Here is a 25,220-nt window from a genome sequence, read left to right as displayed (position 1 = left end):
TGTCCAAGCCTCGGTGTTCGGGACCGGCACGCCATTGTAGTCGCACCCGTAGCGTCATGCCTATGCTGCAACCCGAGACCACTGTGCCTCGTCGACGCGGATGAAGCTCGTCTACGCCCGTTCTTTGCCGGCCGGCGCCGGCCATGCTTTCTCGACGTTTAGCAGCAGAGGGCGTTGCGCAGGGGTTGTCCAGAACCCAGTGCAACGCCGCCAACTCTCTATGCAGGGCGGAAGGGGCTTTAGGTTCTCAGCACCAAGAAGGCTTCAATCAGCGTCCCATCATAACTTCAGCCAGCTTACGAGGTGGAGAACCCGTAGCGGTCACAACGTCAAAGTCCTTCTGAGTGACACGTCCGGAGATCAGCCCTTTCAGCATTCGCTCGCAGACGATGCGTGAGCCTTCTGGGGTGGGCTTGACCTTCAATTCGCGCGCGGCTGCAGGACCACCTGCATCGTTGAACTTCAGGTTTTCGTTGCACACTTCAACAAAATTATTGCGCTCAACTTCGCTAGCCCTCAGCTCCGCTACGCGATTATCCGTAAATCCTGCGGAAACACATCCATTCAATGCTGCAGAAACGCAAATCATGACTACCGTCAGTCTCACTTACACCTCCTAGCTACATGGCATAGCAGCTGCACATAAGTTATGGGGCAAGGCAAGCGCTCTCAATGTGAGCCGATACCAGTTGTTCGATGCAGAGATAGTAGGGTCAAGCAGCCCCCAGAAACTGCATCAGCGTGTTGTCGTCGACTGCACGATCTACGATCCGCACGTAGCGGGCCGATCCAGTGCCCGTCGCCTTCGGCGCGGACGACCATCGTGCAGCCAACGCGTCGAAATCGACGAGCTCCGCTTTGATCCTAGAAGGGCGTGAAAAAAAGAGGGGCCGAAGCGATCAGCACGATTGAGAAGGCCAAGGCGGATCGAGTGCCAAGGCGCATCGCATTCTGAACCGATAGAACTTCCCCTACCTCGGTGGCTGACAGACCAAGGTCTTGTTGATCATGCACGCCTCACCAACGGCACTGGCGATCGTTCCTCGAACTGTCATGTACGTTTGGCTCTCGACCTCTCGAAAATACTTGGTAACGCGATTTTTTTGACCGCGTTCAGGCACGTATCGCCAATATGGACGAATGGTTTCTTTCAAGGTCAACTCATTGAAGATGCATTTGCCTTCCTCCGCTCGCCTCTCGGCTTCGTCGACCACCCTCGCAACGGAAGCAGCACAATATGCTTTTGTATCCAATTCAGGATACGGCACTTGCTCTTCGGCCATGAGGGTTCCGACGGGCGAAACCAGGAGCGTCAGCGCAAGGGCGACCATCGACGGCTTGGAACGAGCTTGGACTGACATGGGCGCTCCTGTTGAGTCGGCGTAAGATCGATACAAGTTTAAAGCGCGCAGTGCCGGCTTCGAATACCGCACATCGACCGAAAAAGCCGAGGCAAACGGGGATAAGCGGTCGACCCGAGCGATTCCAACACAACGTGAGATTGACATGCGATGGCTCGTCCCCAGTCATGCCGATCTCGTGCACATGAGGGGAATCGACATGAAACGACTGGCGTTCGCAGCCATGACGCTGCTCAGTCTCGCGGGCTGCGCGAAGCGCTCGGAAAACATCTCGGCGGTCTACGTGTCGCCCATGGCCTATCGCGGCCTGTCCTGCGAAGAACTGGCCGAGGAAGCGCAGGTGATCTCCTCGCGCGCGATCGTCGCCACGGGCGCCCAGGACAAGCAGGCGGGCAAGGATGTTGCCGTGACGACGGTCGGCGTCGTCCTCTTTTGGCCCGCACTCTTCTTCATCGACGGCAATGACGAGAAGGCGGCCGAGGTCGCGCGGCTCAAAGGCGAGATGCAGGCGATCGAAGACACCTCCCGCCGCAACAACTGCAAGATCGAGTTCGCCAAGGCGCCCGCGCCGCCGGCGCAGAAGAAGCCGCTCGGCCGCCCCTAGGCGGCGTCTGCACTTCTCAAGCACGACCTCGCGCGCCGCCCCGAAATGATCGACGCCACGATCGGCAAGACGATCGTCCGCTGGAGCGATGCGGGCGAACCCCCAGGCGACGACCGTCGCTTCGTGGAGCCAACTCTCCGCACCGATGTCAGCGAATGAGCAGCCAAGCGTTCAAAAGGGCGAGCCAGAGCGTGATGCTGATGGCCAGACCCGTTAATATGCCGGCGGCGGCCGCGAGGCGGTCGGCGGAGTCGTGGTCGAGATCGATGAACGGGCTCATTGGCCTTCACTCCCAGCGGTCCCCAACCGCACAGGTCTCGTCTACAAACTCACTGATCACGTCAACGGACAATTTTCCGCCTATCGTAGAAAGGTTCCATTTTCACAAAAGTTTTATCGAATTGATGCAATAGGAACATAGGTCGTTGTCGGCGCTCGTTGTTTTCGCATTCCGAAAAGGAAGCTCGGGGCAATCTTCGAATCAGTTGGAGGGCCAACCCCTCGGCGACATTCCGATCGGCGACCTCGGCGGCGGGTGTCGAGCGATGCTGGACGAGGAGCCCGACGTTCGTCGGGGCTTCGCGGCGGCGGGATTAGGCCCTAGAAGGTGCGGGCGGCGCCCGTCCTCGCCGCGTCTTGCCGTTCGAATGCCCGGGGGTCCATGCAGCGCCAGCTTTTTCCGATCGCCTTCGTGGCCAGCGAAGCGCCGAACGCGCTTCGCGCGGGCGATCGGCTCGCCAGTCTCTACGGCAACGCCCCGCCGGAAGAGGCGGGTGTCATCGTCGCTCTCGGGGGCGACGGCTTCATGCTGCAGGTGCTCCACCGCTTCATGAACACCGGCACGCCGATCTACGGCATGAACCAGGGAACGATCGGCTTCCTGATGAACGAGTTCCGCGAGGACCGGCTGCCCGAGCGCCTCGCGGCGGCCGTGCAGAACGAGATCCGGCCGCTCGAGATGATCGCCGAGGACGTGGACGGGCAGCGGCACGAGGCGCGGGCGATCAACGAGGTCTCGATCTTCCGCCAGTCGCATCAGGCGGCGCGGCTGCGCATCGTCATCGACGGAAACGTGCGGCTGGACGAGCTGATCTGCGACGGCGTCATGGTCGCGACGCCCACGGGCTCGACCGCCTACAATCTTTCCGCCCAGGGACCGATCATTCCGCTCGACGCGCCCTTGCTGGCCCTGACACCCGTCAGCGCATTCCGCCCCCGCCGCTGGCGTGGTGCGCTCATTCCGAACCGTCATACGGTCGAGTTCGAGACGCTGGAACGCTCCAAGCGCCCGGTGAACGCGGTCGCCGACAACACGGAGGTGAAGTCGGTGGTGAAGGTCACGATCCGCGAATCGGCGACGGCCCGCAGCCTCATCCTCTTCGATCGCCACCATTCCTGGGACGAGCGGATTCTCGCCGAGCAGTTCCGCTACTGACGCGGAAGCCGTAGACCGCGGGAATCAGGCGGCCATCTGCTCCACGCAGCTGCGGGCGGAGCGACGGATCGTCTCCGTCTCCAGCCGCCGAAGCAGCGCCAGCACGGCCTCGAAGCCCGGCTCGTCCTGGCGCTCGTGGAAGACTGCCGCGAGGCGCGACATGACGATGGCGGGCAGTTCGTCGAGATCACCGTGCAGATCCTGCGTCACCGCCGTCTTCCACATGCGAATGGCGGTGCGCAGAAGCGGCCCGGCGGCCGGCGGCAGGCCGCAATTGCGTACGAGCGCATCGAACGGCCCTTCCCGCCCCTCCACGACGATCGCGCGCACGCGCCGCTCGGAAAGACCGCAGAGCGCCACGAGCGAGGCGGTGAAGAGATCGACATGGCCGGAGCAGACGACGCGGATGAGAAAGGCGGTCGACAGCTGCCCCGTGATGCGAAGATGCTCGACCAAAGCCGGGATTTCGGAGCTGCGCACGTCGGCGGCGATGTTGGCCGTCGCCGTCTCGCAGGATTCGAGAATCAGCTTGTCGATCCGCCGCTCGCCCACCGTGCAGCGCAGGAGCGCCATGCGCGAAAGAGCCTGGCCGACCTCCAGGAGAAGCAGCTGACGAACCTCGATCGGGAGATCGTGGCGGTCGAGCAGCCCTCCCCGCACCTCGGCCTCGTCGCCGAGCCGCTCCGCCGCGCGGCGCAGCGTCTGCGGCGCGACGTCGGCGCCCGGATTGGCGAGCAGCCCCGCCACCGCCTCGCGGTCGCCGACCTCGACGATGGCGGCCGAAAGCTTGCCCGAGATCGTACGGCGCAGGACGATGGAAAGGCGCAGCTGCGCCGAGCCATAGGCGAAGAGATCGACGAGATCGGAGCAGAGCAGAACCGGCGAAGCCGCGACGACGAGGCAGGCGACGTCGTCGATATCCTCGGCCAGACCCAGCATGATGCGGCGCGGCGCCTCGTTGGAATGCGCGAAGGCCCTCGCCAGCGCGAGGCGCACCTTCGGCGACGGATCGTCGAGAAGATGGTTCAAGGCGACGAGCCCGGCCGGGCGATCCTCGGCGAGGATGTGTCCGTCCGCCCAGGCTCGCGCGAGAGCCGCCGCGCCCGTCGCGCGCTGCTGAGTATTGGCGGTTTCGCACCATTTCACGAAACGCTGGACGCTCATCGCAAGTCTGATCCGGGCGACAGAAGCGTCGCGCATCCCCAGTTTGACCTGCAATCGTTTACGAGCGGTTTACCATGTTGCGGATTGTTCCCGATCCGAACGGCAAAATTTTAAGAAACTCGATGCGTCGGGCACCGACGCTCAAGCGGGCATGTCGGAGGCATCGGGCTCGCGCGGACGCCGAAGCTGGAACACGTCGCGCGTCACCGCATAGTCGAGATAGCCGAGGCGGCTGAGCGGCTCGGCCAGCGCGACGTCGATCATCCCGTCCTTGAGAATGCGCTCGTCGAGATGGATGCCGACGACCTGACCGATGACGACGATGTTCTCGCTGTCGCTGCCGTCGAGCGCCTTCGGCCGGAACCACTCCGTCACCCGGCATTCCAGCGCCGCCGGGCTCTCGGCGACGCGGGGCGCTGCGACGAGCCGGCACGGCGCCTCGGTCAGGCCCGCGATCTCGAACTCGCTGACGCCCCGGGCGGCCGGCGCGGAGCTTCGGTTGAGCGCATGGGTCAGCGGACCGGTCGCCAGATTGGCGACGAACTCGCCGGACTCGATGGCGAAGCTCGCACTGTCCTTCATGCCGACGGACGAGAACATGACGAGTTTGGGCCCGTCCGAAATGGCGGTGAAGAAGCTGTAGGGTGCGAGATTGACCGCGCCGCTCTTCGACCGCGTCGAGATCCAGCCGATCGGCCGCGGCGAGACGATGGCCTTGAACGGATCGTGCGGCAGGCCGTGGCGGTTCTCGTCGGTCGTGTAGAACATCAGGCGGCCCCCGGCGCCGTGGCCTCGCTGACGATCTGCGAGAGCGGCGGACGGGGCCGGTCGGCAGGCTTGTCGCCGGGCGTGCCGATATGCACGAAGCCGGCGACCTTCTCGCCGGGCGCGATGCCGAGAAGGGCCTTCGCCTCGTCGTCATAGGCGACCCATTCCGTCACCCAGTTGGCGGCGAAACCGAGCGCATGGGCGGCGTGAACGAGCGTCATCGTCGCGGCTCCCGCCGAAAGCACCTGCTCCCACTCCGAAATCTTCACATGCGGGCCGGCGGTCGAGACGACGCCGATCACGAGAGGCGAGCGCGCGAAGCGCTTTTCCTCGGCATCGCGCCGCACTTCGCTCAACGGTCCTTCGCGGCTTTCCAGAAGAGCCGCGAGCGCCCTGCCGATCGCCCGCCCGACCTCGGGCCGATAGATCACGAAGCGCCAGGGCGCGAGCTTGCCATGGTCGGGCACGCGCGAGGCCGCCGTCAGCAGCGTCTCGATCTCGGCGGCGGAAGGTGCCGGCTCCAGCAAGGCCGGAATGGCGACGGAGCGCCGCGTGAGAATCTGGTCGATCGATTCGGTCAAGGCCGGCTCCTGCATCCTGTTTCGCCCTGCACCTAATCCCGCCGGCGTCGCTTTCCAAGCCGTGAAGGCGGGAGAACGGGGGACGGGGCGCTCTCGCCGGGCAAGTGCCTTGAATTCGTCCATCATCTGCCGTTCAAACGACGGGCATGTTTCGAAAGCTTCCCCAGACCTTCCGCCGACATCGCCTGGCCGCAGCGAGCTTCTGCGCATTGGCCGTTTCGTGCGTGCCGGCTTCGGCCCAGCAGGCGCCGGGCGGCGGCGGCGGTGGCGGCGGCTTTCTCGGACGCAGTCTCGGCGGGCTTCTCGGCGGCGCTGGCGGCGAAGAGAAGGCGCCGGGGGCCTACGCCTCCCCGTCGGCGATCCCGGACGATTTTCCGGGCGGCGTCGCAGCCCCCGTCGGCCGCGACCGGCTCGACCCGATCGCCCTTCCCGACCTTCAGGACCGGGCGGCCGTGCCGCCGCTGGATCTGCCGGCTCTGCCGGCCTATGCGCCTCAGAACCTTCCCTCGCTCGACCTCATGAAGCGCCGCAAGACGCTGGTGCTCAGCGCCAAGCTGACGGGACAAGGCGACGTCATTCCGAACGGCCTCGTCTGGCGCCTCTTCTCCCCCTATGTCGGGGCCGACGGGAAGCTGCCGCTGATCGCGACTTCGACGGGCGGCACCGCCACATTCGACCTGCCGAAGGGGCCTTATCTCCTCCATGTCGGCTTCGGCAGCGCCGGCGCCACGAAGCGCATCGACTTTACGGGAGAGCAGACGCACGAGACCGTCGTGCTGGAGGCAGGCGGCTTGAAGCTCAGCGCGGTCGCGGCGGCCGACGTGCCCATCCCGGAAGACAAGCTGACCTTCGACATCTACACGGAGGCCGCGGACGAACGGAACCGGCGGCTCGTCGCCGACGACGTGCATGCGCACGAGCTCGTGCGGCTGAACGCCGGAAACTACCATGTCGTCTCGAACTTCGGCTCGGTCAACGCGACCGTGCGCGCCGACCTGAAGGTCGAAGCCGGGAAGATCACCGAAGCGACGCTCCAGCACGCGGCGGCCGAGCTGACCATGAAGCTCGTGCGCGAGAAGGGCGGCGAGGCCATCGCAGACACGGCCTGGTCGATCGCCAACGCCTCCGGCGACGTCGTGCGCGAAAGCGTCGGAGCCTTCCCGTCGATGGTTCTGGCGGAGGGCGACTACCTGATCGTCGCCCGCAACAAGGACCGCATCTTCCAGCGCGACTTCCATGTCGCCGCCGGCGTCAACACCGATGTCGAGGTCCTGACCTCGGATCTCCGTCCGGTCGGCGAGCAGCCGGAAGGCGGGTCCGGCGACTGATCGCCTGAAACGAAACCGGCCCCGAAGGGCCGGCAACGTAGCGATGGTCAGTGATGCGCCGCGCCGCGCGTGCGCTTCAGGTCGGGCGGCACGGCCTCATCGCCGAGCACGGCCAGCGCATCGGCGAGCGACAGGCTCTCGCTGCCCTGGCTGCCCAGCCTGCGAATGTTCACCGTGCGCTCCTCCGCCTCGCGCCGGCCGCAGACGAGCATGGCCGGCACCTTGGCGAGGCTGTGCTCGCGGACCTTGTAGTTGATCTTCTCGTTGCGCGTGTCGAGCTTCACGCGAAGCCCCCTGGCGCGCAGGACCGAGGCAACCTCCTCGGCATAGGCGTCGGCTTCCGATGTGATCGTCGCGACGACGATCTGCACCGGCGCCAGCCAGAGCGGCAAATGGCCCGCGAAGTTCTCGAGCAGAATGCCGAGGAAGCGCTCCATCGAGCCGCAGATCGCGCGATGGATCATCACCGGCACGGTCTTGTTAGAATCGGCGTCGATATAGAAGGCGCCGAACCGCTCGGGCAGGTTGAAGTCCACCTGCGTCGTTCCGCACTGCCATTCGCGGCCGATCGCGTCCTTCAGCGTGTACTCGAACTTCGGCCCGTAGAAGGCGCCCTCGCCCGGATTGATGCCCGTGGTGATCCGACCGCCCGACTGCGCCTCGATCTCGCCGAGCACGCGCATCATCACGCTCTCCGCATTGTCCCAAAGCTCGTCCGACCCGACGCGCTTTTCGGGCCGCGTGGAGAGCTTGATCATCACCTCCTCGAAGCCGAAGTCGCGATAGACCGAGAGGATGAGATCGTTGATGGCGAGGCATTCCGCCGCCATCTGCGCTTCCGTGCAGAAGATGTGCGCGTCGTCCTGCGTGAAGCCGCGCACGCGCATCAGCCCGTGCATGGCGCCCGACGGCTCGTAGCGATGCACCGCGCCGAACTCCGCAAGGCGGATCGGCAGGTCGCGGTACGACTTCAGGCCGTATTTGAAGATCATGACGTGGCCGGGACAGTTCATCGGCTTCAGCGCGAAGACGCGCTCGTCCTCGGTGTCGTCGCCGGCCGAGGTCGCCGCGAACATATTCTCGCGATACCAGCCCCAGTGGCCGGACGTCTCCCAGAGCGACTTGTCGAGAAGCTGTGGGGCGTTGACCTCCTGATAGGCGTTGGCGAGGCGTCGGCGCATATAGGCGACGAGCTCCTGGAAGATCGACCAGCCGTTCGGATGCCAGAAGACGACGCCCGGACCCTCCTCCTGGAAATGGAAAAGGTCCATCTCGCGACCGAGCCGGCGGTGGTCGCGCTTCTCGGCCTCCTCCAGCATGTGGAGATAGGCTTTCAGCTGGTCCTGCGTCGCCCAGGCTGTGCCGTAGATGCGCGTCAGCATGGGATTGTTGGAATCGCCGCGCCAATAGGCGCCGGCCACCTTCATCAGCTTGAAGGCCTCGCCGATCTGGCCCGTGGACTGCATATGCGGCCCCCGGCAGAGATCGAACCAGTCGCCCTGGCTGTAGATCTTGAGGTCCTGCCCCTCGCCGATCGCGTCGATCAGTTCGAGCTTGTAGGTCTCGCCCTTGGCCGCGAAGACCTCCCGCGCCTTCTCACGCGACCAGACGTCCTTCGTGAAGGCGGCGTTCCGGCGGATGATCTCGGCCATCTTCTTCTCGATGACCGGCAGATCGTCGGGCGTGAAGGGCGTCTCCTTGGCGAAATCGTAGTAGAAGCCGTTCTCGATCACCGGGCCGATCGTCACCTGCGTGCCCGGCCAGAGCGCCTGCACGGCCTCCGCCATGACATGCGCCGCGTCGTGGCGGATGAGTTCGAGCGCGCGGGGATCGTCGCGCGTGACGATCTCGATCGCGCCGGGCGCGCCGACCGGATCGGCCAAATCGCGCAGCTCGCCGTCCAGCGCATAAGCCACCGCCTTCTTCAGGAGCGACTTCGAGATGCCGCCGGCAATGTCGGCGCCTGTCGCGGTCGCTTCGTACTGGCGCTTGGAGCCATCGGGAAAGACGAGGTCGATCATGGCAAAGGTCCTTTCAACGCTCACTCCCGCCTACCACGCGGGAAAGCTCTTCCATCAAGTCGGCCATTTCGTTGCGGCCTACGCTTGCCTCATACCAGCGCGAGACGTCCGTGCAAGTCTTGCAGCTAATGTGGCTTGCGATGGAGACAGGTCGGCACAGGGTCGATCCCCGCCCGCCCGAACGGCCCGCAGCGCGCCACGCGCTTGGCCGAAAGCCAGCCGCCGACGATCAGCCCATGCCGCGCGACCGCCTCGTAGGCATATTCCGAACAGGTCGGCAAATGCCGGCAATGGCCGCCGACGAAGCCGGAAAAAGTCAGCTGATACAGCCGAACGAGCCCGATGCCGAGCAGGCGGCCGGGCGTCCTGCGCCAGGGACCGGAATAGTTACGGCCGGGCATCGGTCACCAGTTCCTCACGCCAGACCTTCGCTCTTTCGACGAGAGACGCCACATCATGCTCGGCGATCTCGAAGAGAAGATTGGGCCAGATCGTATCGTAGCCGTGCGCCAGCTTGTTCCGCAGCCGATAGGCATCGGAAAAGTCGGTCGGGGAATGGTCGGCACACCAATCCGGAAAATCACGTTGAATCCGCCCTGCCAGATCGCCGAACACTTCGACGACTCGGCTCAGCGCATGTTCCGCCATCTCGTCCTTGAGAATATCGACCCGTGACGTTGCGGCCACCACGCGGGCGACCTTTTCGCCCCAGACGATGAGATCGCTCAGAAGTCCTTCAAGCTCGCGACCGTTCCGAGACATCAGATCGCGCGGGCATCGACGACGACGTGCCGGGCGAAACGGCCATCACGAAGCGGCGGCATATGCGCGTCGACGCGGACGCCGAGAACGGCCTGAAGCGCGTCCTCGATGCGAAAGATATCCGTCAATCGAGCGGCCTCACCGAGATCGACGATCAAATCCAGATCGCTTCCCTCGATATCCTCCCCTCGAGCAACCGAGCCGAAGATACGCGCATCCCTGACGTTGAAATCCGCCAGCACCCGCAGCACCTCCCCGCGATGCCGTGCCAAAGCCTCGGAGGGCCTCACGCTGCGACGCCCGAGGGCGCAGCCTTCGCCTCGATCTGGCCGAGCGCGTCGGCGATGGCGTCGAAGGTCAGCATGGTGGAGGCATGGCGGGCCTTGTACTCGCGCACCGGCTCCAGGAACTTCAGGTCCTCGAACCGTCCGACGGGCGGCTCGCCGCCCTCCTTCAGCATCCGCCGCATCGCCTCGCGCACCTCCAGCAATTCAGCCGCCGAGGCGCCGACGATGTGGCGTGCGACGATCGAGGACGAGGCCTGGCCGAGCGCGCAGGCCTTCACGTCGTGGGCGAAGTCCTCGACGACGCCGTCGCGCACGACGAGATCGACCGTCACGGTCGAGCCGCAGAGCTTGGAATGCGCGGTCGCGGAGGCGTCGGGCGCCGCAAGCCGGCCGAGGCGGGCGATATTGCCGGCATAGTCGAGAATCCGGGCATTGTAGATGTCGTCGATCACCGGGGCACCTCGAACGGTCTGGCGGAGCAATCGGGCAAGAACCCGCTGGACGAATATAGTCGTTGGACGGTCCGTTCGAAAGGTTGGCGTGTCGTCCATGCGTCCAGCCTCTTGCGCGCGCTGCCGCTTTGGACGAAGACCCCATCCATCGGACCCGCTCCCGTGGCCGCCGAAGGGCGCCGGGACGGGGCCATCAACGCCAACCGCGCACAATCCGTCAGGCGGGAGTTTCATGGACGCCATCGTCAGGAAGATCGCCGAGGGCTTCGCCAGTGGCCGCAAGGACAGGCCGACCCGCGAAGAGGCGCAGGCGGCCGTCGCGACGCTGATCCGCTGGGCCGGAGACGATCCGACGCGCGAGGGGCTGCTCGAGACCCCGGCCCGCGTCGTCAAATCCTACGAGGAGCTCTTCGGGGGTTACCAGCTCGATCCCGCCGATGCCCTCGGGCGGACCTTCGGCGAGGTCGCGGGCTATGACGACGTCGTGCTCGTGCGCGACGTCGACTTCTATTCCCATTGCGAGCACCACATGGTGCCCATCATCGGCAAGGTGCACGTCGCCTACAAGCCGGACGGGCGCGTGCTGGGCCTGTCCAAGATCGCGCGCGTCGTGGAAATCTTCGCCCGCCGTCTCCAGACGCAGGAGACGATGACGGCGCAGATCGCATCCGCCATCGAAGACGTGCTGAAGCCGAAGGGCGTCGCCGTCATGATCGAGGCAGAACACATGTGCATGGCCATGCGCGGCGTGCGGGTGAAGGGCTCCACGACGGTGACGTCGGCCTATTACGGCCTCTTCGCCGACGACAAGGAAGAGCGCGCCCGCTTCCTGTCGCTCGTTCAGCGCCGATGAGCGAGCCTCGTCCCTTCTCCGCGCCGAGCGGGTCGAAGACGGAGCTGGAAGAGGGCCTCGTCCTCTCGCCGCGCTTCGACTCCGCCGGCCTCGTCACCACGGTCGTGACGGATTGGACGAGCGGCGAGTTGCTGATGGTCGCCTACATGAACGCCGAAGCGTTCGACCTGACGATCTCGACCGGCATCGCCCATTACTACAGCCGCTCCAGACGCGAGCTTTGGAAAAAGGGAGAGACGTCGGGCGCGCTCCAGAGCGTGCGCGAAATCCGCGTGGACTGCGACCAGGATGCCGTCTGGCTGCGCGTGGAAGTCTCCAAGCCGGAGGAGACGTGTCACACCCATCGCACAACATGCTTCTATCGTCTGGTCGATACCGCCGGCGACGGACGATCCCTCAAGACCGATCCTTCGCTGATGCAGCATCGAATTCCGGCAGGTGCTTAAATCGAATGCAACATTCGAGATCTAGCCTGCAGTGAACTCGACCGTGGAAGAACGGACTGTTCGAAATGCTGGAGAGAGTGTTCAAGCGTAACGATCCGCAACGGCTGCCCCCGGCGGTGCCCGATACCGAGAGAGGGACCGTTCCCCCGACGCATCCGAGGCCTCGAACTGCGAAACCCGGCATTGCATTGGCGCTCGGCGGCGGCGCCGCTCGCGGTTGGGCCCATATCGGCGTCCTGAAAGCTCTCGACGAAGCCCAGATTCCGATCTCGATGATCGCCGGCACCTCCATCGGAGCTTTGGTCGGCGGCTGTTATCTCGCGGGGCGTCTTCCCGAACTGGAAGAATTCGCCCTCTCGCTGACGCGGCGAGGCCTCATCCGCTTTCTCGATCTGCGCTTCGGCGGCGCCGGTCTCCTCGGCGGGATGCGGCTCAACCGGCGGCTGGTCGAGACGCTGGACGGCGTGGACATCGAATCGCTCGACCGCCGCCTCGTCTGCGTCGCCGTGGAATCGCGCAGCGGTCACGAGGTCTGGCTGGATTCCGGCTCGCTCATTCTCGCCATGCGCGCCTCCTATGCGCTGCCCGGCGTCTTCGAGCCCGTCGCCTGCGGCGACCGGCAGCTGATCGACGGAGCCATCGCCAACCCCGTGCCCGTTTCGGTCTGCAGGGCCTTCGAGGAGCGGCTCGTCGTCGCGGTGAACCTCAACTACGATCTCTTCGGCCGCGCCGCCGTCCTGCGCATGCGGGCGACGGATCCGCACCAGCCGACGGCGGCGGAAAAGCACGCTTTCACGCAGGAGCTCGATCCGAACCAGCTGGAAGCGATCCACCGGCGCGAGAAGATCGGCATCACGCGCTCCATGGCCGATGCCTTCAACATCATACAGGACCGCATCTCGCGCTCGCGCCTTGCCGGCGATCCGCCGGACCTCTCGCTTCAGCCGAAGGTCCGCGACATCAAGCTGTCCGAATTCTTCAGGGCGCGCGAGGCGATCGACCTCGGCTACGAAGAGACCATGCGGCGTCTGCCCGAGATCATCCGCGTGGCCGAGGTCGTGTTCTAGAGGCTTACATCGAGCGCTGGCGCGAGAGACGACCGAAGCGCAATCGTCTCACAACGAGAACCAGACACGCCCCCTGCGGCGCAGGGACCATGCCGGAACGTACGCGTCGGATGCGTCAACCGGCGGCGATATAGGTCCGCATCTGCTCGGCCTCCTGGACGGCCTCCTCGATCCGCTTCTTCACGACGTCGCCGATCGAGATGACGCCGACCAGCCGGCCGTTCTCCTCGACGGGAACGTGGCGGAAGCGGCCTGCGGTCATGATCTCCATCACCTCGTCGATCGACATGGCCTCCGTGCAGGTCACGACCTTCGTCGTCATCACGTTGGCGATGCTCTGCCCGAGGCAGTCGGCGCCGTTGCGGGCGATCATGCGCACGATGTCGCGTTCGGAGAGAATGCCGCTGATCCGTCCACCGTCGTCGGTCAGGATCAGAGCACCGATCTTCCGGCTGGACAGCTCGCGCGCGGCTTCTTCCAGCGTCGAGGACGGCGTCATCGTGAAAACCTGACGTCCCTTTTCCTCCAGAATGTGCTTGATGCTCATCGCGTCCTCCCATGGCTGCCGGGGGATGGTGCGACAGCGGGACGCGCAATTCAAGCGACGGGTGAGGCTGGCGGGCGTCCCGGCGCCGGTCCGCGATCGAAAAGCGCGAAGGCGAGGAAGCCGAAGAGGAAGCCGCCGATATGCGCTTCCCAGGCAATCTGAGCGCCGCCAGAGACATAGCCGCCGAGCGAGGTGGCGGTCAGAAGGTTCGTCGCGAAGAAGACCGCGATGAAGAAAAGGATCGTCCGGTCCGTGAGCGCCTGCCCGATGGAGAGGCGCGGCGTCCAGCCCATGCCGGGCGAACGCCGGGACAGGCCGGCAAAGGCAAATCGGCATGCGCCGCCCATCAGCGCGGTGACGACTCCCGAAGCGCCGATCACCGGCTCCATCAGAACCGGGTTCAGAGCGAAGAAGGCCGCAGCTCCAGCGATTGCGCCGCCGACCGAGAAGGCGAGGAAGCGGCCGCTGCCGATTCGCCGTGCGACGGGCGAGCCGAAGGCGAGAAGCCAGACGCTGTTCAGCCCCAGATGCGTCCAGTCGCCATGGATCAGCGCATGGGTCAGCGGCGCCCAGAGAAGCGCACCGGCCGGGCGGCCGAAGATGAGCTCGCAGGGCTGCGAATAGCAGGCCGGGATGAAGGCGGCATCCGCCACGAAGCGCTCGTCGAGGATCGGACCGATCAGATAGGTCCGCGCGACATGCACCACCGTCAGCAGAACCAGCATGGCGAGAACGATGCCGGGCACGTTGAAGGCCGGCGGCTGCGCCGGGATGCGCCTTGGCGGAGGGGACCTCGTCTCGTCGATGCTCAAGCGTCTCTCCGCCTCCGGGAAGCCTTGCTTGCGCCTGCGACGGCGCGAGGAATGCGTCCCCTTCACTAAGGGTTCGTCGGGAAGGTTCCGGTCAGGCCGGCCAGCCCAAAAGCCGATCGACCCGGCTGCTCCGCCGCCGCTCGGCACAACGTAAGGAGAAACGGCGCCAAAAGAAGAGCCGTCCGACCGGGGCCCAACGTCGGCCGCCCCGCGATGACAGACGGCACCGAAGGGCGCCGCCGGCCGCGGCGACATCTTCCGCATACCACGCCGTTCGCGTCCGGATACGCCGATCGACCCTCGGGCTGCCCTGACAGCCCCTCGCACGAAGGAAGTCCCGCGACAGGATGAACGGGCATGGTCGCCGGGAAGGGCGCGGTTTCCGTTCATGGAGATGAACGGCCCTTTAAGGTTCTCCCCTTACATTCTGCACCAGCACAGCCGCTTTCGGGCGGTCCTCCTTCGGCGGTCGGCTCCATGAACAATCTCGCAACGGCCCCCGAGGGCGATCAGGCCGAGCGCCGGCGCTTCCACCGCGTCGCGGTCGATCTTCTCGGCCGTTTCATGCTGGAGGATCAGTCGGAATACCCGTGCCGGGTGCAGAACATGTCCGCCGGCGATATCGCCGTCCTGACCGCGGCCATGCCCCGCAAGGATGAACGGGTGATCCTCTACGCCGACCACATCGGTCGTCTGGAGGGACTGGTCACGCGGGTCTTCTCCGGCGGCTTCGCGATGAACCTGCGCGTGACCGAGCGCAAGCGCGAGAAGCTCGCGGCGCAGATCACGTGGCTCGCGAACCGCCACGAGCTCGATCTGCCCGAAGACCGCCGGCACGAGCGCATCCATCCCAAGAACCCGTTCATCGACATCGCGCTCGAGGATGGCCGAACCTACAAGGTCCGCATCATCGACCTTTCGCTCTCCGGCGCGGCGGTCAAGTCGGACGTGCGTCCCGCGCTCGGCTCGCGCATCCGGCTCGGCACCATGCAGGGCCGGGTCGTGCGCCATCTCGAAGAGGGCCTCGCGATCGAGTTCGCGGCGGTCCAGCTGCGCGAGACGCTCGAAAAACTGTAAGCCGCGCTGCGAACGATCGCCTCGACCGATCCCGATCGAAGCGGCCCGCCGCCGCGACGCGGCTGAACACGCCCATGCCGACCGAAGGCGCGCGGCTCCCCACAGGAGCACCGCGCCTTTTACGTTTGGGGGCATCTGACGTCGCGGCACCGGGGGGTTTCCGCACGAAACGATGAACGCCGCTCGTCTATGCTTGACCAAAGGTTTGCGCGGACGCGACGATTTTCGAAATGGGTACCACATCTCAGAAAGTATAGAGCGCCACGAAGTCGGTAAAATTCGAATCAATTGCGCAGACTGAACTTCCGCTCAAAGTAAAACGCCTCTGTCAAGGTCCTCTTCGAAGCAAGAGGTTCGGACATGAAGCGGTCGATGTCGACACTCGGAATGGCGCTCTGCGGTCTCGCGGCCGTCGTCAGCACGTCGGCCTTCGCCGCCAACCGTTCCATGCCCGTCGAAGGTTCGACCTCCCAGCCGATCGGCCATTACGACTTCTGCAAGCGCTATGCCGAGGAATGCGGCACCAATGCCGAGGTCGGCGTCACCAAGCTGACCAAGGCGACCTGGGAGAAGATCGTCGAGGTCAACGACGCCGTCAATATCAGCATCTTTCCCCGCACGGACGAGGAGATGCACGGCGTCCCCGAATACTGGTCCTATCCGCGGACCGAGGGCGACTGCGAGGACTACGCGCTCCTGAAGCAATACATGCTGGAGCGCGCGGGCTTCCTGCGCTCGGCCCTCCTCATCACCGTCGTCCGCCAGCCGAACGGCGACGGCCATGCCGTGCTCACCGTGCGCACAGACAAGGGCGACTTCATCCTCGACAACCTCGAAGAGGGCGTCCTCGACTGGAAGCAGACGCAGTATCGCTATCTGAAGCGCCAGTCGGAAAAGAACTCGGCCAAATGGGTCGGCATCGCCGACGACCGCGACGTGCTCGTCGGCAGCGTGCGCTGACGGGTAGGACTTCGACAGCCGTTCCAGCTTCGAGCGATCCTCGGCGGGCATAGCGATGGGACGGCCGGCCCGGCCGGTTTCCCGCCCCGGAACGGTCGATGTCGAAGGTTCTCGCTGCCCCGAACACTCCGGTCCCCGTTGCCATCTCGCGGATCGCCGCTCTCGGCGTCGCGGGCATGGCGATCCTTGCCGCCGGCCTCTATTTCGGCGCCTTGCAGCTCGGCTCCACGCTGCGCCACGCCGGTGCCACGACACAGACCGCGCCGGTCCGCCTTTCGATCGGCCGCCACAAGCTCGACATTCCCGCCAATGCCGTTCGCTTCCCCGAGCAGCGCCGGGAGCTGCCGCAGCGCGAGATCGATCTCTATCTGCAATGGCCTGAAATGACCGGCTTTGCCGAGGGTTCGCAGGAAATCTTCCACGACCCGGAGGCAAAGAGACTCCTGTTTCTCCGCCTATCCGCGACCGACACGGCGACGGGAGACGCGGACGCGCCCTCGCCTGCGACGCCCGCCGCGAGCGGCCCGGCCGGGCTGCTGCGCTCGACGCGTCCTGGCCTGCCCGGCATCGCGTCCGAAGAGGCCGTCTACAGCGCTCCCGGCAGACGCGACCCCGCCTACGAGGCGAGTTGCCTCGATGGGAAGGATGCGATCATGGCGGCGGATTGCATTCGGGAGGTTCGGGTCGCCCCGGGTCTTCGGCTGCGCTACCGCTTCTCGCACGCGCTTTTGCCGCAATGGGACCGGATCGACCGGGCGGTGCTCGCCTATCTGTCGGAGCACCGCCGATCCTGACGGGCCATGCGCCCGGTCGGCCGCATGGCGAATTGGAAGCCCCTTTGGTTTCAAGGGGCGTCGTCGGGTTTCAGGCCTCGAGATCCATCTCGAGGATCGACATGGTGAAGTAATAAGACGTTTCGCCCTCGTCCGTATCCTTGTTCAGCGTACCGACGAACTCTTCGCCGACATAGACTTCCGCCGAGTCGGACTTGCGCGGCAGCGCCTTCACCCGGATGGGCGAGCCCGCGAAAACGGTCTTCAGATAGGCTTCCACCTTGCGGAGTTCGTCAGGCTTCAAGGGTCTTCTCCTTCAAATGATGTCGGGCCACCCGCGATTTATGGCGAGCGGCGCGTTCGAGATGGGCGGGACAGTCCTGTCCGCGCGGTCGTTCAATGGGTCCCGGCCGGGAACGTCAGTCTTCGCGGCCGAACATGTGGTTCATGGCCCGGCCCGGCTCGCCGCCGCAACAGTCGTCGGTCGATCCGACGATCTTCGCCGGAACGCCCGCGACCGTCGTATGCGGCGGCACGGCCTTGAGAACAACCGATCCGGCTGCGACCTTCGAGCACTCCCCGATGCGGATATTGCCGAGCACCTTGGCCCCCGCGCCGATGAGCACGCCATTGCCGATCTTGGGATGCCGGTCGCCGTGCTCCTTGCCGTTCCCGCCGAGCGTCACGTCCTGAAGGATCGAGACATTGTCGCCGATCTCGGCGGTCTGCCCGATCACGATACCCGTCGCATGGTCGAGAAAGAGCCCGCGCCCGAGCTTGGAGGCGGGGTTGATGTCGGTCTGGAACACGGCCGAGGAGCGCGACTGCAGATAGAGCGCGAAATCGCGACGGCCCGCATTCCAGAGCCAATGCGCCAGACGATGCGTCTGAATCGCGTGGAAGCCCTTGAAATAGAGCAACGGCTCGATGAACCGGTCGCAGGCGGGATCTCGGTCGAGCACGGCCTGGAGATCGCTGCGCAGCATCTCGCACCAGAGCGTGTCGCCGCTCTGAAATCCGGCGAAGGCCTGGGCGATCAGGATCGCCGGCACGTCGGCATGGTCCAGCCGCTGCGAGATGCGGTGGACGACGGCGGCTTCCAGGCTCTTGTGGTTGAGAACGGTCGAATAGAAGAAGCCGGACAGGACCGGCTCCCGGTCCGCCGCCTCCAGAGCCTCCTCGCGCACCCGGTCCCAGATCGGATCGATCGCCTGAAGCCGATCCTGCGCCTGCCTGCCGATCGCCGTCATCGCGGATCTCCTGTCTCGTCCAAGTCTGCCCCTCGAAAGGGGACAAGCCGCTGGCGTGCTAAATAGTCGGGTCCGGGGCGAAACGACACCCCATCCCGTCGGGATTACGAGACGAGCGTTACCGTTTCGCGGCGTTCGGCGAAAGAGCTTCGAGAAAGCCGAGGATCGCCGCGGCGAAGACATCGTTGCGATCGCCGGCCACCATATGGCCGGCATCCGCGATATCGACGAAGCCCGCATGCGGCACGAGGCGCAGGAATTCCTCGACCTCCGGCGCCGTCACGAGGTCGGACGCGCCGCCTTTCACGAGCAGCGCGGGCGCGCGGAACGCCGCCGCCGCCGCGCGAAGCTGCACTGCTCCTTCCTCCCCGCCGCTCATCACGTTTCGCGAGCTGAGAAGCAGAGCGGGGTCCCAATGCCAATGAAACCGGCCGTCCGCCTGCCTGCGCAGATTGCGCGAGAGCCCGTCGAGCGAGGGGGGCCGCGAGCGCCCCGGCTGATAGCGCGCCACAGCCTCGGCCGCCTCCTCCAGCGAGGCGAACCCCGTTTCCAGATGCTCGGCCATGAAAGCCCGTATGCGCAGGAGCCCCGCCAGCGCCAGACTCGGCGTCACGTCCACGAGGACCAGCGCCTTCAGGATTTCGCTCTCGGTGGCATGGCTGGCGATCAGCCCCGCGATCCCGCCGAGCGAGGCGCCGACGAGAATCGGCGGCTCGCCGGACTCGTCGCGGATCGCGCGGCAGATCGCGAGCGCATCGCGCCCGAAATCCTCGAACGCATAGGCCCCGTCCGCCACCCAGTCGCTCTCGCCGTGGCCCCGCTGGTCCAGCGCGATCGCGCGGAAGCCGACGCTCGCGAGCGCCCCGCCCGTTCGCGTCCAGGCATAGCGCGTCTGACCGGCCCCGTGGAGAAGGAGAACGGGAGCGCCGCCATCTCCGAAGCGGACACCGGCGATCCGGTTCCCGTCCGCCCCGCGATAGGAGACGGCGACCGGCTCGGCCGGCTTCACGCCGCCCAAGGATGGGCCTCCAGGAAGCGCAGGACCTCGGCCTTGAAGCTCCGGTCGCCGACCGCCAGCATATGGTCGCGGTTCTGGATGGCGAAGGCCTCGGCATGGGGCATCAGGGCGGCGAGCCCCTCAGCGGACCCGGCAATATCGTCGCGCGTGCCGACGCCGACGAGAACGGGAACCGCGATGCCGGCGACCTCCTCGATGCCGGGCTCGACGCGCGAGGTCTTGATGCAGGCGGCGAGCGCCAGCCGGTCGCTCCGCGTGCGATCGGCGAAGGCGCGGAACATGCGGCCGCGCTCATGCGTCACGTCGTCGAGAGAGGGCGCGAGCAGAGCCTCCGCGATCGGGTCCCAGTCGCCGACGCCGTCGACGAGCCCGAGGCCAAGGCCGCCGAAGACGAGGGCGGGGAAAAGCTCCGGCGTCTCGATCGCGGCGAACGCGGAAACGCGGGCGCCCATGGAATAGCCGAAGAGGACCGCTGTCCCGACCCCTCGCGCAGCCATCAGCGCCCGGATGTCGGAGGCCATGCGCTGCGGCGCGTAGGCGGCGGGATCGTGCGGCTTCTCGCTTTTGCCGTGTCCGCGATGGTCGAAGGCGAGAACCCGGTAGCCTGCGCCGGTCAGCGTCGCGACCCAGCCGGGATCGACCCAGTTCACGGCGAGCGTGGAGGCGAAACCGTGGACGAGCACGATCGCGGGCGCGCTCGGATCGCCCTCGTCGATGAAGGCGAGCTTCAGACCTTCGTTCTCGAAGACATCCATCCGGTCCGGCTCCTGCTCGGCGATCGCGCGTGGACGGGACGACGACCCGGCGCCGCCCCCTTCATGCGCAGCCCATATCGCAGCGCGGCCCCGTCCGGCCACCCTGTTCTTTTGAAAGCGCCGCGACTATGGTCCCGCCGAACCGAACCATGCTCATGCGCCGAGGACGAGCCGATGGCCGCTCACATCATTCCCCATTTCCAGAACGACGGTGGACACGACGCGATCGAGATCGGCGTCACCGAATTCATGTGCGTCGGCGCCAATCCGCCCTTCGACCACCCGCATGTCTATCTCGACATGGGCGACGAGGGCGAGAAGGTCTGTGGCTACTGCTCGACCCTCTATCGCTACGATCCGGCCCTGAAGGCCGAAGAGACGCGCCCGTCCGGCTGCCTCTTCGTCGAGCGCGCCGCCTGAAACCGACCCGTCGATGAAACTCGGGCCCGAACCCGCGACGATCGTCGGCGCCGGGATCGCGGGCCTGACGGCAGCCCTCTGTCTGGCGAAAGCCGGGCACGAGGTCGAGATCCTGGAGCGCTCTCCCCGGCTCGAGGAGGTCGGCGCCGGTCTCCAGCTGTCGCCGAACGCGCTCCGCGTCCTCGGCCGCCTCGGCCTGCTCCCCGCCTTGAGGGAACGAGGGGTCTCGGCCGAAGCCGTGACGCTGCGCTCGGGCCGGTCGGGCCGCGTTCTCGCCTCGGTGCCGGTTCTTTCCGGCGACGGAACGCCTTACCTCTCGATCCTGCGGTCCGACCTCCAGGCGACCCTCGTCGATGCCGTCATGGCGGAGCCTCGCATCCGGCTGGCGCTCGACCAGAGCCTCGTCGCGCTGACATCGACCGCGTCCGCGACGTTCGAGATCGCGACCCGCGATGGCGCGGGCGTCGAGACCACGAGGATCGGCCGCCGCCTGATCGTCGCGGCCGATGGCGTCCGCTCCGCCGTCGCCTCGGCGCTCGCCCTCGACGCGCCCGTCTTCACCGGCCTCGCCGCCTATCGCATGATGCTGGACGCGCCATCCCCCTCCGGCAGCATCGAGGCCTGGCTCGGCACGCGGCATCACGCCGTCGCCTATCCCGTCGCCGCCGGTGCGAGGACCAACCTCGTGGCGATCGGTCCCGCCGTGAAGGACGGAGCGCCGCGCCCGGTCGACCGATCCGATCTCGTCCGCCGCTTCGCCAGCTGGGACTCTCGCCTGCTCGCGCTCTTCGATCGCGCGGGCCCCGTCACGGCCTGGTCGCTCTTCGAGACCGACCGCATGGAGGCGAAGCTTCCCGAGGGCATCGTGCTCATCGGCGACGCGGCCCATGCCATGCTGCCCTTCGCCGCGCAGGGAGCCGCCATGGCGATCGAGGACGCGGCCGTCCTGGCCGATGCGGTCGAGACCTCGTCCTCGCTCGGAGAAGCAGCAGCCGTTTTCCGCGAGGCGCGCCGCGCCCGGCTGGAGAAGGTTCGCCGCCGGGTCGCCTTCCACCGGCTCGTCTACCATCTGCCGCCGCCCTTCGCCTGGGCTCGCGATGCCGCGCTCGCGCTGCGCCCGCAAAGCGCGCTGAAGCGCGACCTCGCCTGGCTCTACGATTGGACGCCGCCGGATCGCTGACGCGGGCGCGGCGTCATGGAACCACCATCGCGCTGCCCTACTTCTCGGCAGGCGACCGGTTGCGCTGAAGCGCGAGCGGCCGTGGCTTGCGCATGGCCGACGGGCCGCGCGAACAGGTGACATCCGTAAGGGACGGATCTCGAACAAAGGTAGACCTATGCCGACTTTGAAGAAAACCGGCAGCTTGCTGATGATGGCGGCCCTCGCCGCCTCCACAACGCTGACGGCCCCGTCCTTCGCCTATGCCGAGGAGGCCGCGCGCCTTCGCTTGGCCCAGGCCGCGCCGGACGAAGTGCCGCCCGCCGAGGCCGCACCCGCGGAAGAGCCTGCCCCCCAGCCGGAACCCGCGCCCGAGCCGGCACCGCCGGAGCCCGTCGCGGAAGAGCCGCCTCCGGCCCCGGAGCCCGCGGCCCCGGAACCTGCCGCCGAGGAACCGGCCCCCGCTCCAGAGCCCGAGCCCGCTCCAGCGCCTGAACCCGCGCCTGCGCCCGCCGAGGAGCCTGCACCGGCCCCCGCGCCCGAGGCCCCGGCTCCCGAGCCCGAGGCACCGGCAGCGCCGGAGCCGGCGGCACCCGAGCCGGCACCGGCCCCCGCCGAGACGCCGGCCCCCGAGGCGGCGCCCGCAGCCAGATCCGAACCGGCACCTGCGGAAGCGCCGGCCCCCGCAGCGGAAACGCCGGCAGCTGCGCCCGCTCCGGCGGAAGCACCGACGCCCGCCGCTCCTCCGGCAGCCGAAGCTCCGGCCGCAACGCCTCCGGCCGCCGACGCCCCGGCGGCCGCCCCCGCAAGCCCTGCACCGGATGCGACCGCTCCCGCCGGCGGCGTGGCTCCGGCGGCTCCCGATGACGCTGCCCCGGCCGCTCCCGGCACCCCGCCCGCTGCCCCCGACGCGGCGGCCCCTGCAGCTCCGGGCACCGCGCCTGTCGCCCCGGATGCCACAGCTCCGGTCGCGCCTGACGCGGCCGCGCCTGCAGCGCCCGGCACGGTGACGCCGGCTCCCGATGCCGCCGCGCAGGCCGCGCCGGCGCAACCGGCCGCTCCGCCCGTCGCCGAAACGCCCCAGGCCGTTCCGGTCGAGGTGCAGACGGCACCAGTCGATCCCGCAGCGATCAACCAGAGCGATGCGCGCGTCCAGCAGCTCTCGCAGCCGGTCGTGGTGCAGTCGGTGACGGTCGAGCAGGGCCAGCGTGTCGAGACCGCTCCGCAATACATCCTGCCCCCGCAGACGGAGGTCGTTCAGCGCGTTCGCGATCGCGACATCATCGCCATCGCCGGCGCCGCAGTCGTCGGCGCGGCGGTCGGAGCCGCCGCGACCTACTTCATCCGCTCGGACGACGATCAGCGCCTGCGCGCGGATTCGACCGAGCGCTACACCGAGCAGCTGCCGCGCGGCCGCTATCGCGAGACGATCGTTCGGCCGAACGGCGTGAGGGTCGTGACGATCACCAACGAATATGGCGACGTCATCCAGCGCTCGCGCATCCTGCCCGGCGACGAGGAGGTCGTGCTCTTCTACGACCCCTATTCCGAGGACGAGCAGCGGCCCGACTATTTCTACGATCCCGGCGCCGACCTGCCGCCGCTCGACCTCGCCATCCCCGAGGACGAGTATATCGTGGACGTCTCCGAGCCCGACGAGGAGCTCTACTTCAACACGATCATCGCGCCGCCCGTCGAAACGGTGGAGCGGATCTATTCGGTCGACGAAGTGCGTCGCTCCCCCCGCATCCGCGAGAAGGTGCGCCGCATCGACGTGAACACGATCAACTTCGACTTCGGCTCGGCCTCGATCTCCCAGGCGGAGGTGAAGAACCTCCAGGCGCTGGCCGACGCGGTCTCCCGCGTCATCAAGGCCAATCCCGGCGAGACCTTCCTCATCGAAGGACATACGGACGCGGTGGGCAAGAACATCGCGAACCTCGCCCTTTCCGACGAGCGCGCGGAAGCCGTGGCCTCGGCCCTGACGGAGTATTTCGACGTTCCCGCCGAAAACCTCGTGACGCAGGGCTATGGCGAGGAAGACCTGAAGGTGAACACGCAGGAGCCAAGCCGCGAAAACCGGCGCGTGACCCTGCGCCGCATCACCTCGCTGGTGAAGCCCGTGACCACCGCCAAGGCGCAGTGATCAGAGCAGCATGACTCTCACGCAGGCGGCACTCGCGGCCGCCTGCAAAGGTCTCGCAGACCTGAAGACCCCGAGACCTCGACTCAAGCGACACCGCAGACTGCCGAACCGTTCGGTCCGAACCTGCGAAACGAAAAAGCCGGCGGCTCTCATGGAGCCGCCGGCTTCTCCTTGATTCGGATCGAGAGACGATCCGCCCAACGTCTTCGATCTCCCAGCTTTTCAGCCGCCGTTGAATCGAAACATCAGGCGACGCGCCACCCGATCTCTGGGCGGCGCGAAGCTCGCGGCCTTAGCATTTGTCAGGGATAAGTGGAAACCGGTTATCCCGAAAAGACAAACGAAACGGAGGAAATCCAGGGCCTGTCTGGTTCAGAATGAACCGGGCAGGCGCTAGTGCAGAATCTGCGAGAGGAAGAGCTTGGTGCGCTCGTGCTGCGGGTTGGTGAAGAAGGCGACCGGCTCGTTCTGCTCCACGATCTGACCGGCATCCATGAAGATGACGCGGTTGGCCACCTGCCGGGCGAAGCCCATCTCGTGCGTGACGCAGATCATGGTCATGCCCTCCTCGGCGAGCCCGACCATCACGTCCAGCACTTCCTTGATCATCTCGGGATCGAGGGCCGACGTCGGCTCATCGAAGAGCATGATCTTCGGGTTCATGCAGAGCGAGCGGGCAATGGCCACGCGCTGCTGCTGGCCGCCGGAGAGCTGCCCCGGATACTTGTTCGCCTGCTCGGGAATGCGCACGCGCTTCAGGAAGTGCATCGCGATCTCCTCGGCCTTGGCCTTCGGCATCTTGCGGACCCAAATCGGCGCGAGCGTGCAGTTTTCAAGAATGGTCAGGTGCGGGAAGAGGTTGAAGTGCTGGAACACCATTCCGACCTCGCGACGCACCTCGTCGATCTTCTTCAGATCGTTGGTGAGTTCGATTCCGTCGATGACGATCTGGCCCTTCTGATGCTCCTCCAGCCGGTTCATGCAGCGGATCATGGTCGACTTGCCGGACCCCGAAGGACCGCAGACGACGATGCGCTCGCCGCGGCGGACCCGGAGGTTGATGTCCCGAAGGACATGGAATTCGCCATACCATTTGTTGACGGCGACGAGTTCGACGGCGACCTCGTTGGAGATCTGCATCTTCGACGCGGCGGGTGCGGTCTGCGACATGGCC

30 protein-coding genes are annotated in these 25,220 nt (G+C 66.4%); 12 read left to right on the top strand and 18 right to left on the bottom strand.

From position 1 onward, the window contains the following. Positions 1–268 precede the first annotated feature (268 nt). On the bottom strand, positions 269–607 hold the full coding sequence (locus ASG62_RS26660; RefSeq protein WP_156382218.1) for a hypothetical protein: 339 nt from the start codon (positions 605–607) through the stop codon (positions 269–271). A 364-nt stretch (positions 608–971) separates the two neighbouring features. Then, positions 972–1,361, bottom strand: coding sequence for a hypothetical protein (locus tag ASG62_RS26655; RefSeq protein ID WP_156382217.1), 390 nt, complete (start codon positions 1,359–1,361; stop codon positions 972–974). 199 nt (positions 1,362–1,560) lie between these two features. Here ASG62_RS26655 and ASG62_RS17520 point away from each other — a divergent pair, with 199 nt between their 5' ends. Next, positions 1,561–1,965, top strand: coding sequence for a hypothetical protein (locus ASG62_RS17520; protein WP_056694055.1), 405 nt, complete (start codon positions 1,561–1,563; stop codon positions 1,963–1,965). Between the two features lie 148 nt (positions 1,966–2,113). Here the strand turns inward: ASG62_RS17520 and ASG62_RS27890 are convergent, their stop codons facing one another. Beyond that, on the bottom strand, positions 2,114–2,245 hold the full coding sequence (locus tag ASG62_RS27890; protein WP_274532629.1) for a hypothetical protein: 132 nt from the start codon (positions 2,243–2,245) through the stop codon (positions 2,114–2,116). A 381-nt stretch (positions 2,246–2,626) separates the two neighbouring features. Here ASG62_RS27890 and ASG62_RS17515 point away from each other — a divergent pair, with 381 nt between their 5' ends. Further along, on the top strand, positions 2,627–3,400 hold the full coding sequence (locus ASG62_RS17515; protein WP_056693871.1) for an NAD kinase: 774 nt from the start codon (positions 2,627–2,629) through the stop codon (positions 3,398–3,400). Positions 3,401–3,424: 24 nt separating this feature from the next. Here the strand turns inward: ASG62_RS17515 and ASG62_RS17510 are convergent, their stop codons facing one another. The 3 genes from ASG62_RS17510 to ASG62_RS17500 all read right to left on the bottom strand — a co-directional run bounded on the left by ASG62_RS17510 (position 3,425) and on the right by ASG62_RS17500 (position 5,913). Beyond that, positions 3,425–4,564 (bottom strand): DUF2336 domain-containing protein, encoded by a 1,140-nt coding sequence (locus tag ASG62_RS17510; protein WP_056693869.1) that lies wholly within the window; start codon positions 4,562–4,564, stop codon positions 3,425–3,427. A 141-nt stretch (positions 4,565–4,705) separates the two neighbouring features. Further along, on the bottom strand, positions 4,706–5,332 hold the full coding sequence (locus tag ASG62_RS17505; RefSeq protein WP_056693866.1) for a flavin reductase family protein: 627 nt from the start codon (positions 5,330–5,332) through the stop codon (positions 4,706–4,708). Beyond that, positions 5,332–5,913: a nitroreductase gene (locus ASG62_RS17500; protein ID WP_244487545.1), complete on the bottom strand. Its 582-nt coding sequence runs from the start codon at positions 5,911–5,913 to the stop codon at positions 5,332–5,334. Before ASG62_RS17500 ends, ASG62_RS17505 begins: the two co-directional genes overlap by 1 nt. Before the next feature lie 146 nt (positions 5,914–6,059). Here ASG62_RS17500 and ASG62_RS17495 point away from each other — a divergent pair, with 146 nt between their 5' ends. Beyond that, on the top strand, positions 6,060–7,241 hold the full coding sequence (locus ASG62_RS17495) for a hypothetical protein (RefSeq protein ID WP_156382216.1): 1,182 nt from the start codon (positions 6,060–6,062) through the stop codon (positions 7,239–7,241). A 47-nt stretch (positions 7,242–7,288) separates the two neighbouring features. Here the strand turns inward: ASG62_RS17495 and thrS are convergent, their stop codons facing one another. The 5 genes from thrS to ASG62_RS17470 form a co-directional block, all read right to left on the bottom strand. Next, a complete protein-coding gene (thrS, locus tag ASG62_RS17490) occupies positions 7,289–9,262 on the bottom strand; it encodes a threonine--tRNA ligase (protein ID WP_056693860.1) in 1,974 nt (657 codons plus the stop codon). A gap of 125 nt (positions 9,263–9,387) precedes the next feature. Continuing rightward, positions 9,388–9,663, bottom strand: coding sequence for a membrane protein insertion efficiency factor YidD (yidD, locus tag ASG62_RS17485; RefSeq protein ID WP_056693858.1), 276 nt, complete (start codon positions 9,661–9,663; stop codon positions 9,388–9,390). Next, the gene (locus ASG62_RS17480; RefSeq protein WP_056693854.1) at positions 9,650–10,024 is read right to left on the bottom strand and encodes a DUF86 domain-containing protein; all 375 of its coding nucleotides are present in this window, start codon (positions 10,022–10,024) and stop codon (positions 9,650–9,652) included. The genes yidD and ASG62_RS17480 overlap by 14 nt, the downstream gene beginning before the upstream one ends. Continuing rightward, entirely contained in the window at positions 10,024–10,266 is a 243-nt protein-coding gene (locus ASG62_RS17475) for a nucleotidyltransferase family protein (RefSeq protein WP_056693850.1), read from the bottom strand. The genes ASG62_RS17480 and ASG62_RS17475 overlap by 1 nt, the downstream gene beginning before the upstream one ends. A gap of 44 nt (positions 10,267–10,310) precedes the next feature. Further along, on the bottom strand, positions 10,311–10,763 hold the full coding sequence (locus ASG62_RS17470; RefSeq protein ID WP_056693847.1) for an iron-sulfur cluster assembly scaffold protein: 453 nt from the start codon (positions 10,761–10,763) through the stop codon (positions 10,311–10,313). Between the two features lie 232 nt (positions 10,764–10,995). Between ASG62_RS17470 and folE the strand changes: the two genes are divergently transcribed. From folE to ASG62_RS17455, 3 genes are all read left to right on the top strand, one after another. Continuing rightward, positions 10,996–11,616 (top strand): GTP cyclohydrolase I FolE, encoded by a 621-nt coding sequence (gene folE, locus ASG62_RS17465; RefSeq protein WP_056693843.1) that lies wholly within the window; start codon positions 10,996–10,998, stop codon positions 11,614–11,616. Next, entirely contained in the window at positions 11,613–12,062 is a 450-nt protein-coding gene (gene hisI / locus ASG62_RS17460) for a phosphoribosyl-AMP cyclohydrolase (protein ID WP_056693840.1), read from the top strand. Before folE ends, hisI begins: the two co-directional genes overlap by 4 nt. Before the next feature lie 65 nt (positions 12,063–12,127). Then, positions 12,128–13,129, top strand: a complete 1,002-nt coding sequence (locus tag ASG62_RS17455; protein ID WP_056693838.1) for a patatin-like phospholipase family protein — start codon at positions 12,128–12,130, stop codon at positions 13,127–13,129. A gap of 115 nt (positions 13,130–13,244) precedes the next feature. On the opposite strand, the gene ASG62_RS17450 is transcribed toward ASG62_RS17455, so the two are convergent. Beyond that, positions 13,245–13,676, bottom strand: a complete 432-nt coding sequence (locus ASG62_RS17450) for a CBS domain-containing protein (protein WP_056693834.1) — start codon at positions 13,674–13,676, stop codon at positions 13,245–13,247. 50 nt (positions 13,677–13,726) lie between these two features. Then, positions 13,727–14,488 carry a rhomboid family intramembrane serine protease gene (locus ASG62_RS17445; protein WP_056693832.1) on the bottom strand — a complete coding sequence of 254 codons (762 nt, stop codon included), beginning with the start codon at positions 14,486–14,488 and terminating at the stop codon, positions 13,727–13,729. Between the two features lie 477 nt (positions 14,489–14,965). On the opposite strand from ASG62_RS17445, the gene ASG62_RS17440 reads away from it, so the two are divergent. The 3 genes from ASG62_RS17440 to ASG62_RS17430 all read left to right on the top strand — a co-directional run bounded on the left by ASG62_RS17440 (position 14,966) and on the right by ASG62_RS17430 (position 17,319). Further along, positions 14,966–15,565: a PilZ domain-containing protein gene (locus ASG62_RS17440; RefSeq protein WP_056693829.1), complete on the top strand. Its 600-nt coding sequence runs from the start codon at positions 14,966–14,968 to the stop codon at positions 15,563–15,565. 372 nt (positions 15,566–15,937) lie between these two features. After that, complete coding sequence (locus ASG62_RS17435; RefSeq protein ID WP_244487544.1) at positions 15,938–16,525, top strand: transglutaminase-like cysteine peptidase; 588 nt, start codon at positions 15,938–15,940, stop codon at positions 16,523–16,525. Positions 16,526–16,623: 98 nt separating this feature from the next. Continuing rightward, positions 16,624–17,319 (top strand): hypothetical protein, encoded by a 696-nt coding sequence (locus ASG62_RS17430; RefSeq protein ID WP_056693826.1) that lies wholly within the window; start codon positions 16,624–16,626, stop codon positions 17,317–17,319. 70 nt (positions 17,320–17,389) lie between these two features. Here ASG62_RS17430 and ASG62_RS17425 read toward each other — a convergent pair whose 3' ends face one another. From ASG62_RS17425 to ASG62_RS17410, 4 genes are all read right to left on the bottom strand, one after another. Continuing rightward, positions 17,390–17,602, bottom strand: a complete 213-nt coding sequence (locus ASG62_RS17425; protein ID WP_056693825.1) for a DUF3126 family protein — start codon at positions 17,600–17,602, stop codon at positions 17,390–17,392. 115 nt (positions 17,603–17,717) lie between these two features. Beyond that, positions 17,718–18,548: a serine O-acetyltransferase gene (gene cysE / locus ASG62_RS17420; RefSeq protein WP_056693822.1), complete on the bottom strand. Its 831-nt coding sequence runs from the start codon at positions 18,546–18,548 to the stop codon at positions 17,718–17,720. Positions 18,549–18,666: 118 nt separating this feature from the next. After that, positions 18,667–19,557, bottom strand: a complete 891-nt coding sequence (locus tag ASG62_RS17415) for an alpha/beta fold hydrolase (protein ID WP_056694050.1) — start codon at positions 19,555–19,557, stop codon at positions 18,667–18,669. Next, positions 19,554–20,321, bottom strand: coding sequence for an alpha/beta fold hydrolase (locus ASG62_RS17410; RefSeq protein WP_056693819.1), 768 nt, complete (start codon positions 20,319–20,321; stop codon positions 19,554–19,556). Before ASG62_RS17410 ends, ASG62_RS17415 begins: the two co-directional genes overlap by 4 nt. 174 nt (positions 20,322–20,495) lie before the next feature. On the opposite strand from ASG62_RS17410, the gene ASG62_RS17405 reads away from it, so the two are divergent. From ASG62_RS17405 to ASG62_RS17395, 3 genes are all read left to right on the top strand, one after another. Beyond that, complete coding sequence (locus tag ASG62_RS17405; protein ID WP_056693817.1) at positions 20,496–20,741, top strand: zinc-finger domain-containing protein; 246 nt, start codon at positions 20,496–20,498, stop codon at positions 20,739–20,741. A gap of 13 nt (positions 20,742–20,754) precedes the next feature. Continuing rightward, complete coding sequence (locus ASG62_RS17400) at positions 20,755–21,921, top strand: FAD-dependent oxidoreductase (RefSeq protein ID WP_056693813.1); 1,167 nt, start codon at positions 20,755–20,757, stop codon at positions 21,919–21,921. A 157-nt stretch (positions 21,922–22,078) separates the two neighbouring features. Then, positions 22,079–24,046: an OmpA family protein gene (locus ASG62_RS17395; protein ID WP_244487542.1), complete on the top strand. Its 1,968-nt coding sequence runs from the start codon at positions 22,079–22,081 to the stop codon at positions 24,044–24,046. Positions 24,047–24,439: 393 nt separating this feature from the next. On the opposite strand, the gene ASG62_RS17390 is transcribed toward ASG62_RS17395, so the two are convergent. Further along, complete coding sequence (locus ASG62_RS17390; RefSeq protein ID WP_056693806.1) at positions 24,440–25,216, bottom strand: amino acid ABC transporter ATP-binding protein; 777 nt, start codon at positions 25,214–25,216, stop codon at positions 24,440–24,442. Positions 25,217–25,220: the final 4 nt, after the last annotated feature.

It is taken from the genome of Aureimonas sp. Leaf427, from assembly GCF_001425485.1.
In the GTDB taxonomy this organism is placed as follows: Bacteria; Pseudomonadota; Alphaproteobacteria; order Rhizobiales; family Rhizobiaceae; genus Plantimonas.
This window is presented reverse-complemented; position numbering and strand designations above follow the sequence as displayed.